The organism is Streptomyces sp. NPDC030798 (genome assembly GCF_055572275.1).
In genome coordinates, this window is record NZ_JBVIDR010000003.1 from 378,716 (window position 1) to 389,094 (window position 10,379).

9 protein-coding genes are annotated in these 10,379 nt (G+C 73.1%); 3 read left to right on the forward strand and 6 right to left on the reverse strand.

Going from position 1 to position 10,379, the window contains the following annotated elements; genetic code table 11:
* Positions 1 to 49 precede the first annotated feature (49 nt).
* A complete protein-coding gene (locus tag ACZ404_RS10035) occupies positions 50 to 1,504 on the reverse strand; it encodes a hydrolase (protein ID WP_468437848.1) in 1,455 nt (484 codons plus the stop codon).
* Between the two features lie 217 nt (positions 1,505 to 1,721).
* Between ACZ404_RS10035 and ACZ404_RS10040 the strand changes: the two genes are divergently transcribed.
* Positions 1,722 to 1,985 (forward strand): GlsB/YeaQ/YmgE family stress response membrane protein, encoded by a 264-nt coding sequence (locus tag ACZ404_RS10040; RefSeq protein WP_468437850.1) that lies wholly within the window; start codon positions 1,722 to 1,724, stop codon positions 1,983 to 1,985.
* 3 nt (positions 1,986 to 1,988) lie between these two features.
* Here the strand turns inward: ACZ404_RS10040 and ACZ404_RS10045 are convergent, their stop codons facing one another.
* The 3 genes from ACZ404_RS10045 to ACZ404_RS10055 all read right to left on the reverse strand — a co-directional run bounded on the left by ACZ404_RS10045 (position 1,989) and on the right by ACZ404_RS10055 (position 4,859).
* Positions 1,989 to 2,765 (reverse strand): GNAT family N-acetyltransferase, encoded by a 777-nt coding sequence (locus ACZ404_RS10045; RefSeq protein ID WP_468437852.1) that lies wholly within the window; start codon positions 2,763 to 2,765, stop codon positions 1,989 to 1,991.
* A gap of 433 nt (positions 2,766 to 3,198) precedes the next feature.
* Positions 3,199 to 4,053 (reverse strand): GNAT family N-acetyltransferase, encoded by an 855-nt coding sequence (locus tag ACZ404_RS10050; RefSeq protein ID WP_468437854.1) that lies wholly within the window; start codon positions 4,051 to 4,053, stop codon positions 3,199 to 3,201.
* Between the two features lie 173 nt (positions 4,054 to 4,226).
* Entirely contained in the window at positions 4,227 to 4,859 is a 633-nt protein-coding gene (locus ACZ404_RS10055; RefSeq protein ID WP_468437856.1) for a chaplin, read from the reverse strand.
* Between the two features lie 308 nt (positions 4,860 to 5,167).
* Between ACZ404_RS10055 and ACZ404_RS10060 the strand changes: the two genes are divergently transcribed.
* Together ACZ404_RS10060 and ACZ404_RS10065 are read left to right on the forward strand one after the other, a co-directional pair.
* Positions 5,168 to 6,790 (forward strand): alpha/beta hydrolase, encoded by a 1,623-nt coding sequence (locus ACZ404_RS10060; RefSeq protein WP_468437858.1) that lies wholly within the window; start codon positions 5,168 to 5,170, stop codon positions 6,788 to 6,790.
* Positions 6,791 to 6,914: 124 nt separating this feature from the next.
* On the forward strand, positions 6,915 to 7,445 hold the full coding sequence (locus ACZ404_RS10065; protein WP_468437860.1) for a DUF4232 domain-containing protein: 531 nt from the start codon (positions 6,915 to 6,917) through the stop codon (positions 7,443 to 7,445).
* Here ACZ404_RS10065 and asnB read toward each other — a convergent pair.
* Positions 7,438 to 9,279, reverse strand: coding sequence for an asparagine synthase (glutamine-hydrolyzing) (gene asnB / locus ACZ404_RS10070; protein ID WP_468437862.1), 1,842 nt, complete (start codon positions 9,277 to 9,279; stop codon positions 7,438 to 7,440). The genes ACZ404_RS10065 and asnB overlap by 8 nt on opposite strands.
* 266 nt (positions 9,280 to 9,545) lie before the next feature.
* Positions 9,546 to 10,325 (reverse strand): alpha/beta fold hydrolase, encoded by a 780-nt coding sequence (locus tag ACZ404_RS10075; protein ID WP_468437864.1) that lies wholly within the window; start codon positions 10,323 to 10,325, stop codon positions 9,546 to 9,548.
* Positions 10,326 to 10,379 lie beyond the last annotated feature (54 nt).

A 10,379-nucleotide genomic window follows, 5' to 3' on the forward strand; every position in this document is an offset into this window, starting at 1 on the left:
GGCGGGGGCGGGCACAGTGGTCCGCCCCCGCCCCCGCCGCGGCGACCGCTCAGCTCACGTCGAGCGCGGCGTCGTCGAGGACGAACGACGTCTGGAGCGTGGAGCCCTCGGTGCCGGTGAACTTGATCGTGACCGTCTGGCCCGCGTAGCCCGCGAGGCTGAAGCTGCGCTGGGTGTAGCCGGCGGCGGCGTTCAGGTTCGAGTAGGTGGCCAGCGTCGAGAGCACCGTTCCGCTGCTGTCCAGCACCTGCGCCTTGAGGGTGTCGTAGGCCGTCGAGGTGGTCGTCTCGGCGGTGTCCACGTGCAGGTAGAAGCTCAGGCGGGCGCTCGTGCAGGAGGCCGGAAGGGTCACCGTCTGGGCGAGTGTGTCGGTGTGGGCCGAGCCGTAGCCGTCCAGCCAGGCCTTGTAGGAGCCGCTGCGGGCGGACTCGCCGCTGTCGTTGCTGATGACACCGCCGGAGGCGGTCCAGGTGGTGGCGCCGGACTCGAAGCCGGGGTTGCCGAGCAGCTGTGCGGCGGTGCAGGTGCCGCCGCCCCCGCCGCCTCCTCCCCCGCCGGTGCCGGAACCGGCCAGCCAGGCGGTGGCGTTGAGGGCGAGGGCCGCGTTGGTGGCGCCGGAGTCGTTCCACCCGTCGTACAGGGTGTTGCCGGACTGGCCGGTGCCGTCGTCGATCGGCGAGCTGTCGCCCCAGAAGGCGATGCGGCCGCTGCCGAAGGTGGACGTCAGGAAGAAGGCGCCGGTGTTGCCGGAGTAACCCGAGCGGTAGAGCAGGCCCTTGACACCGGAGTTGTCGGAGGGCTTGAGGGTGGCGGTGGTGCCGTTCGCGATCAGGCTCTTGCTGACGGTGCCGAAGGAGCCGTGCAGGACCGGGTCGGTGCTGTCGCTGATCGCGGCCGGATACCCGGAGGTGATGTTCAGCGAGTCGATGGAGAAGCCGAACGGGTCGGTGGAGTCGACGCTGTTGTTGGTCATCAGGTCGTTGAGGACCTCGACCGCGTCCTCGCCGTCGTTGTTGCGGTCGGCGCCGGTGTGGTCGGAGATCATGAACAGGCCGCCGCCGTTCTTCACGAAGTTCATGATCGCCGTCTTCTCGGCGGTGCTGAACAGCGTGTTGGGCTCCGGCAGGACCAGGGTGTCGAAGTTCGTCAGGTCGGTGGCGGAGGAGCCGCCGTAGCTGAGGCTCGAGCCCGACGGCAGGGTCTTCAGGCTGTAGCCGCCGGCCTTCTGCAGGGCCACGCCCCAGGAGGACAGGGCGCCGGTCCAGTCCGTCTCGGTGGACGGGGAGGAGTCCTGGCCGAGCGGGTCGGGCTGGCTGGTGGAGATGATCCAGTCCGCGTTGCCGGCCGTCTCGGCATGGGCGTTGTCGAACAGGATCCGGTGCGTGGTGGCCGCGCGGGCGGGGGTGGGGGCGGAGCCGACCTGCAGGGCCACCGAGGCGGCGAGCAGGCCGAGGCCGGTCAGGGCGGTGGTGAGTGTGCGGCGGGATCTCCGGGATCCGGGCATCCGTCGAACCTCCATGAGGGGTGGGGAGTTGGCGGTGGGGACGCCAAGTCTGCGCGCGTAGAACGTGGTTGAGGGTTCTACACGCGTCGATTGTTTGAAAGGTACATGGCATGACTACCCGGTGAACAGAAAGTCCCGGCAATAAGCGGGGCGGCGTGCGTCCGCTTACAGCGGGCACATGGCAGAGCAGTGGGGGACCGGACGCAGAGGGATGGACATGGAGATCTCAGGCATCATCAGTGCCCTCGTCATCGGCATCATCATCGGTGTGCTGGGCCGGCTGGTCGTTCCCGGACGGCAGCACATCGGCATCCTGTGGACGATCGTCGTGGGCATCATCGCGGCGCTGCTGGGCTCGGCCATCGCGGCCGGACTCGGGGTCGCGGACACCAGTGGGCCGGACTGGATCGAGTGGCTCATCCAGATCGCCCTCGCGGCCGTGGGTGTGGCCGCGCTGGACCGGTCGCGCGTGCGCCGCTGACGGTCAGAGACCGTAGAGGTAGGGCGTCGTGGTGCTCAGCGCGTGGAAGCCGAGGCGTTCCAGGACGGGTCGGCTCATGGGCGAGGCGTCCACCTGGAGGTAGCGGTAGCCGTGGGCGGCGGCGACGCGGGCGCGGTGGGCCACCAGGGCACGGTAGATGCCCCGGCCCCGCCAGTTTTCGACCGTGCCGCCGCCCCACAGCCCGGCGAACCGGGTGCCGGGCACCAGCTCCATGCGGGCGGCGCTGACGGGCTCGTCGCCGGCGAGCGCCACGACGGCGACGACCGTGCCCGGGTCGGCGGCCAGCCGGGCGAGCAGCCGGTGCCGCAGCCGGGTGCCGTCGGTGCCGAACGCCCGCTCGTGCACGTCGACGACGAGGTCGATGCCGTCCGCGTCGGTGGCCTGCACGATGCGGATGCCGGCGGGCGGCTCACCGTCCAGTGCCAGCCGGGCGACCTCACCGACCAGGAGCGTCTCCTCGGGCTCGGCACGAAACCCGGCGGCGACGAGCCGGGCGCCGAGATCGAGCGGACGGTCATGGCCGTACAGCTTCCACTCGAATCCCAGACCCAGCGCGGTGTAGTGGGCGATCTGCTCACCGATCACCCGGTCCGCGGTCGCCGCGTCGAGGGCGGACCACACGATGCCGTTCCAGTCCTGCGCGTCCGCGACCTGCCGCACGAGGGCACCGTCCCGCTCGACCCGGACACCAGGGCCGTCCGGGCGCGCGCCTTCGCGCATGTCACGGTCGTAGAGGGCGAGGACGGCGGCATGATCCATGAGCCCGACTCCATCATCCGCCTGCCGACGGGGCAACCGAATTGGCGGGCGCCGACACGGGTGCCGCCGGCGTGGAGGGTGTTGCCGGCGTCGGCGCGCGGGCGGCCTGCGCCCCGGCGCCACGGCTGCGGCCGGTGGGAAACCGGCCCGAGGCGAACCGCGTTGCTCGGCCCGACGGCGAGGACGCACGGACACGGACTGCGGCCCGTGGTGAACGGCGCTGCCCGCGCCGTCGGCAGAAGCGGCCGGGACGGCACGCCCGGCAGGCGCCGGACCAGCCCGTCGCGGACCGCGCCGCCCGTGCCGGCGACGGCGCGCGGCGCCTTCGTGCCGTACGGAACGACAGCCGGTGAGGACGACCCGCGCGACCCGGAGAGCCGCCGCAGGCCCTGGCGAGCGCCCGTTGCGGGCCCGGTCCAAGTCGCCCTGCGGCTCAGCCCAGTTCCAGCGTCGTCACGCCGAACACCCGCTCCTGTGCGTGGTCGGGGACCGGTCCCGTGTACATACGGGCCGTCTCGAACGAGGGGGTGAAGCCCGCCTCCTCGGCCAGGGCGACCGCCGTGGTGTTGGGTTCGGGGACGTCGAGGGCGATCTGCTGGCCGGTGACGTCGGCGGTGAGGGCGGCGAACAGCGCATGGGCATCGGCGGGGGTGTCGGCGAAGAGCGGGCCGATCCGCAGGGTGTCGTGGCCGGGGCGGCGCACGCCGTACCCGGTGACGCGGTCGCCGTCGTGGCGGACGACGGCACGGTGGCGGGGGGCCGTCAGCCACTCGGCGAGGAAGCGGGGGCGGTCGGCCGGGAAGCAGGCGCTGTCGTAGGCGGTGAGGGCGGGCAGGTCGTCCGGGACCGCGGGGCGGACACCGGCGGGAACGCGGGTCTCGGGGGCCGGGCCGCTGAACCGGATGGTGCGGTGGGCGAGCCGGAAGCCGGAGCGGCGGTAATTGTCCTGCTGGGCGACGACGCCGTCCAGGCCGATCGTGCGGTCGCCGGCGTGGGCCAGGGCGGTCTTCCAGGTGGCGAGGCCGTGGCCCTGGCCCCGCAGGCCGGGCCGGACGAGGTAGCAGCCGAGGAAGGCGTAGGGGGAGCCGTAGGTGACCACGGAGATGGCCGAGACCGGCTCCCCGTCGATCCGGCCGAGGAAGAACCCTTCGGGGTCCTGGGCGAAGAAGGCGGGGCCGTCGGACAGCCCCGGGTTCCAGCCCTCCGCCGCCGCCCACCCGCTGATCACCGGCCAGTCGGCGAGGGTGGCCCGGGTGACGACGAGGTCCTGGGGGGCCGGTGACGTCATCGATGCGCTCCGTTTCCGGTGGGGTCGTTTCGTGAAGGACGGCACGGCGCGGGGCCGTGCCCGCAGCATCCTTCCCGATCGACCGGGGCCCGCACCACCCGAGATCGGCCGTTGCGCCACCTCAACCGGCCCTTCTCCGGCAGCCGTTGGGCGACGGCTGCCGGAGGCGCGGGTCAGCGGGTGCGGCCCGGGCGGAAGCGGCGGTAGAGAGTCGCCCCGGTGAGGAGGAGGGCGGCGCTGCCGGCGATCGCGGGGGCCGTCAGGTCCGTGCCGGTGTGGGCCAGCGTCGCCACGGAGGGCGCCGGGGCGTGCGGCGCCGGACGGGACGGGACGCGGGCCGGCGGCTTCGGCGCCCGGGTCGCGGGCGGGCTCGGCTCGTCACCCGGCGTGTTGGCGGAGTGGTTGCCCACGGCCGGGTTGCCCACGCCGACCACATTGACGGAGTTGCCGGTGACGTTCACCGGCGCGTGGACGGGGAGCTGGACCGTGTTGCCGGAGACCAGACCGGGCGAGTCCTCCGCGGCGCCCTGCGCCGACGCACCGCCGGAGGCGGCCGGGCCGCCCTGGCCGGCCTCGTCCCCGTTCCGGCACGCGTTGCCCGCGGCGGGGTTGAGCAGCCCCACCACGTCGACGGTGTTGCCGCACACGTTCACCGGGACATGCACCGGGAGCTGGATCGTGTTGCCGGAGATCAGACCGGGTGAGCCGGCCGCCGAGCCCTCGGCGCCGGCCCCGCCGGCCGCGAAGGCGCCGGTCACCGGCATCGCCAGGGCCATGGCGCCGGAGGCGGCGACGACCGCGATCACACCGTTTCGGGTAGCCCGTCCCATAGGTTTCCCTGCCTTCCAGACTTCGTGGCGGGCGCTCACCCGCACCCCATCAAACGCAGGGGAACCATCCGAGTTATGGCTTATCGGTCTTTCACCCCATCGAGTGGCATGATCATTCGAACCGCATGCAAAGCCATCGAATGATCATTGATCACCCCGGAGGCGGCGAAGCATAGATCAACGGGCATCTCCCCGCTCGCCCGGAGGCGGCCCGCGCAGGGCCCGCTTATGGTGATCGAGGGCGCAGCCCCGGTCCGCGGCGGATGTGCCCCGGGAGGCGATCGATGCTGGCCAAGCTGTCCACACGGCCCGCCGTGCGGCGCATCGCGGGTGCCGGGGCCCTCACCCTGGCGCTCGTCGGGGCGGGGCTGCCCGCGACCGCGGCGGACCGCCCGCAGCCCGACCTGTCCCGCTTCTACCGGCAGCGGGTGGCGTGGGGTGCCTGCGAGGGCCCGGACCTGCCGAAAGACCTCCAGTGCGGGAAGGTGACCGTCCCGCTCGACTACGCGCAACCCGGCGCGGGCACGCTGGACCTGGCCCTGGCCCGCTACCGGGCGACCGGCCCCTCCCGGGGTTCGGTGCTGCTGAACTTCGGCGGGCCCGGCGGCCCGGGCGTCAGTGAGCTGGCCACCGACGGCAAGCAGTTCATGGACCTGACCAACGGCTACGACGTGGTCTCCTTCGATCCGCGCGGCGTCGGCCGGTCCTCCCCCGTCAGCTGCGGCGACGACGGCGACCCGTTCGCCGTGCGGCCGGGGTCCCTCAGCCGGCCGCAGGCGCTGATGCAGCAGCTGCGCAGGATCGCCGCCCGGTGCGCCGGCGCGTCCGGCCCGGTGCTGCGGCACATAGGAACCGTGGACGCCTCCCGGGACCTGGACGTGATCCGCCAGGCTCTCGGCGACAAGAAGCTCAACTACCTCGGCTTCTCCTACGGCAGCCGGCTCGGCGCCGTGTACGCGGCGCAGTTCCCGGACAAGGTCGGCCGGATGGCGCTGGACGGGGTGGACACCCTGACCGAGCCGCTGTCCGAGCAGGGGGTGGCGGGGGCCGAGGGCCAGCAGACGGCACTGGACGACTTCCTGGACTGGTGCACGAGCGACATCGCATGCCCGTTCGGGCAGGACCGGCGCGCGGCCGGGGAGCAGGTCGTCCAGCTCGTGCGCTCCCTCGACGAGAACCCGGTGCCCACGGACTTCGGCGGCGCCTTCTCCGGACAGGACCTGGTGGCGGCCATCGGGCAGGCCCTCTACAGCAAGCAGCTCTGGCCCTCGCTGGAGCGCGCCCTGGGCTCCCTGATCGAGGACGGCGACACCCGGCGGGTGCTCGGCTTCGCCTCCGGCGGCGGCTTCGCCGTACCGGTCCGGCAGGGCACGGGGCACGACCGGCAGCGCAGGCAGGACGGCGGGCTGGTCGCCCCGCAGGACGTGCCCGCGGACAATCTGCCGGCCGCCCTGATGGCCATCAACTGCGCCGACGACCCCGACCGGCCCACCGAACGGCAGGCCACCAAGGACCTGAAGGACCTGGCGGCGGCCTACCAGCAGGCGTCACCGGTCTTCGGCCGGTTCCGGCTCACCCAGCTGCTGATGTGCTACGGCCGGCCCAAGGGCACGGACTTCATCCGCCACCGGGTCAAGAACGTGCACTCGGCCCGGATGCTGCTCGTCGGCACGCGCGGCGACCCGGCGACGCCGTACCGCTGGACCGAGGAGACCGCGCGGCGGCTGGGGCCGGCGGCCGTGGTGCTCGACAACAAGGGCGAGGGGCACACCGGGTACTCGTCGTCCACGTGTGTGCACCGCAAGGTGAACGACTTCCTGCTGTACGGCTTCCTGCCGGCGAGCGGCAGCTCCTGCCCGGCGGACGGCGACGACTGGGGTTCGACCGCGAACACCACCAAGGGATGACAGAACCAGCGCAACCGGGTAACCGGCTCGAAATCGGCACAACCTCCCGGGCATCCGGGACGTCACACCGGGCAGGCGTGCCTCGGCGCGCCGTATCCGTCCGTGACCGACAGGGGAACCCGTCATGCGCATCCGCACCGCCCTCGCCGTATCCGCCGTCCCGGCCGCCGCCACGGCCCTGCTGCTGACCGCACCGCCGAGCCAGGCGGCGCCCGCGCCCGCGCCCGACCGGGCCGCGCGCTGCGCGCAGAAAGTGCTGACCGTGCGGGCCAAGGCCGCGTCCGCCGATCCGACCGTGCTGCGCCTCGGCGTGACCAACCGCGGCCCCCGCGCCTGCCTGGTCGACCGGGTGCCCACGGTCACCTTCGGTGACCTGGACGGGGTGGCCCTCCCGGTGCCGGACAGCTCCGGCGGGACGTACACGCTGCGCGCGGGCAGGACGGCGTACGCGGACGTGCGCACCATCGCCGACCCGGCGGACCCCGAGACCCGCCGGGTGCCCGGGATCGGGGTCAGCCCGTCGGCGTTCCAGTGGGGCCGCTCGTTCACCGCCGCCGAGCTGGGCACCGGCAGCGAGGTCCTGGTGTGGGAGCCGGTGACGACGTGGTGGCAGCCGACGGCGGCCGCCGCGGACCGGGCCATCGGGCTCAGCTGAGGACCAGCTGCGGGGAGTACAGGTCCAGCCAGTGGGCCAGGTCGAGGGCGCGCTCCAGGCCGCGCCGGGCGACCTGGCTGCTGACGGGGGCCGCACGCTCGGCGGCCTGCCGCACCCGGTCCCGGTCGACCAGGTCGAAGACGGGGTGGGCGGGCCGCGCGAGGAGGTCTTTGACCTGGTCCTGGAGGGCGCGGGCGTACCGCGGGTCCTGGGTGGAGGGGTACGGGCTCTTGACCCGCTCGTACACCGAGCGCGGCAGGACGTCCGCGGTCGCCTCCCGCAGCAGGCTCTTCTCCCGGCCGTCGAAGGACTTCAGCGACCAGGGCGTGTTGTAGACGTACTCCACGAGCCGGTGGTCGCAGAACGGCACCCGGACCTCCAGGCCGACGGCCATGCTCATCCGGTCCTTGCGGTCGAGCAGGGCGCGCACGAAGCGGGTCAGGTGGAGGTGGCAGATCTGCCGCATCCGGTACTCGAAGTCGCTCTCGCCGTCCAGGCGTTCGATGCCGGTGACGGCCGAGCGGTAGCCGTCGGCGACGTACCCGTCCAGGTCGAGGGACTTGGCCAGCTCGGGGCGCAGGACGTCGGTGTCGTCGCCGAAGTGGCGGCCGAAGCGGACCAGCCAGGGGAAGGTGTCGGCGCGGCGGGCGTCCTCGTCGAAGAACTGCAGGTAGCCGCCGAAGACCTCGTCCGCGGACTCGCCGGACAGGGCGACCGTGGACTGGTCGCGGATGGCCCGGAAGAGCAGCAGCAGGGAGGCGTCCATGTCGCCGAACCCGGCCGGCAGGTCCCGGGCGCGGATCACCCGCTGCCGTACGGCGGGGTCGGCGAGGGACTGGGTGTCCAGGACGATGTCCTGGTGGTCGGTGCGGGCGAGCCGGGCCACGTCGTGCACGAAGGGCGCGTCCGGGGTGCCGCGCAGTTCGTCGGCGACGAAGTGGTCGCTCTGGCCCACGAAGTCGACGGCGAAGCTGCGCACCTTCTCGCCGCGTTCGCCGAGCTGCCGGGCGGCGAGCGCGGTCATCGCGGAGGAGTCGAGGCCGCCGGAGAGCAGGGTGCAGCGCGGGACGTCGGCGACCAGCTGGCGGCGCACGATGTCGTCGAGGAGCGTGCGCACGGTGGCGACGGTGGTGTCGCGGTCGTCGGTGTGCGGGCGGGTCTCCAGCCGCCAGTAGACGCGGGTCGCGATCCCGCCGCGGCCGACGGTGACCACGGTGCCGGGTTCGACCTCGCGCATGCCGTCCCAGACGGCGTGGCCGGGCGTCTTGATCAGAGTGAACAGCTCGCGCAGCCCGTCCTGGGAGACGCGCGGGCGGACCAGCGGGTGGGCGAGGATCGCCTTGGGCTCGGAGCCGAACAGGACGCCGTCGGCGGTCGGGTGGTAGTAGAACGGCTTGATGCCCATCCGGTCGCGGATCATGACGAGCTCGCCGTGGCGGCCGTCCCACACGGCGAAGGCGTACATGCCGTTCAGCCGCTCCGCGACGGCGTCCCCCCAGGCGAGGTAGCCGCGCAGGACGACCTCGGTGTCGGAGTCGGTGGTGAACTCATGGCCGAGGGCGACGAGTTCGCGGCGCAGTTCGGTGAAGTTGTACGTCTCCCCGGAGTAGACGAGGGCGACGGTTCCGCCGGGTGTGCGCACGGTCATCGGCTGCCGGCCGCCGGGCAGGTCGATGATGGCGAGCCGGCGGTGTCCCAGCGCGGCGGGCCCCTCCGCCCACGTACCGCGGTCGTCGGGACCCCGGCAGGCCATCGTCTCGGTCATCGCCCGCAGTGCGGTGTCCTCTGCGGTCAGGTCGCGGTCGTAGGAGACCCATCCGGTGATGCCGCACATGCGCTGCCTCCTGCCTCCGGCGGGCGCCCGGCCCGTGTCGTCCGAGGGGGACAGGGGACGGCCGCCAACCAGTTGTATCGAGCACCTATATGACGAGCCTCCGTCAGGCGCTCCCGGCGGTCAACGCGGCCCCGCCCCGGGCGGCCTCCCCTCCCCCACGGTTTCGGCCGCGTTTTGCCCGCGCGAGGCCACCGGACCGCCGTCGCCCCGGGCCGGGGCCGCCGGGAACCGGCCACGGGCAAAAACTTCGCCAAGGGGCCCGGCCGTTACTGCTTCGGGGTCAGGAACGCGTCCAGGGCCGCGGTCAGCTCGGCGGGCTTCTCCACCGGCAGCTCGTGGCCGGCGTCGATGATGCGGACCACCGCGTCGGGGCAGGCCTTCGCCAGCCGCAGCATCTGCCGCACCGGCAGCTGGATGTCGTGGTAGCCGTGCACCAGCAGGGTGGGCACGCGGATCTCCCCGACGCGGTCCAGGACGTCGAAGGCGCGCATGGCGGAGTAGCAGGTCATGACGACCTCGCGCGGAGTGGCGGCGGAGGCCCGGATGTAGGAGCGGATCTCCTCGCGGGGGTACCCGGGGGCGAAGGCGCGCTGGATGTTGGCGGCGACGAACACCTTGAACGGCACGAGGGTGGACACCGTCATGAGCAGGCCCCGGCCCCGGCTGTAGGTCATGCGGCCGATGGAGTTGACCAGCACCAGGCGTTCGACGCGCCCGGGGTGGGACAGGGCGATGGTCTGCGCGATCATCCCGCCCATGGAGTGCCCGATCAGGACGCACCGCTCCACCTCGAGGTGGTCCAGCAGGGCCAGCACGTCCCGGGCCAGGTCCTCGATGGTCCGCGAGCCCGCGCCACTGCTCTCGCCGTGCCCGCGCAGGTCCAGCCGGATCACCCGGCGCCCGGTGGAGAAGTGCTCCAGCTGGTGGTCCCAGCGGTGCCGGTCGGCCGTCCAGCCGTGCACGAACACCAGGGGCACCCCGACGCCGTCGCGGGGGCCCTCGTCGTCGTACGTGAGTGTCGCGCCGTCGACTTCGAGCTGCGGCATGGGGCGCCTCCTGGGGAGCGATCCGGTTACTGACGGGTAGGCTAGTCGGCCCGC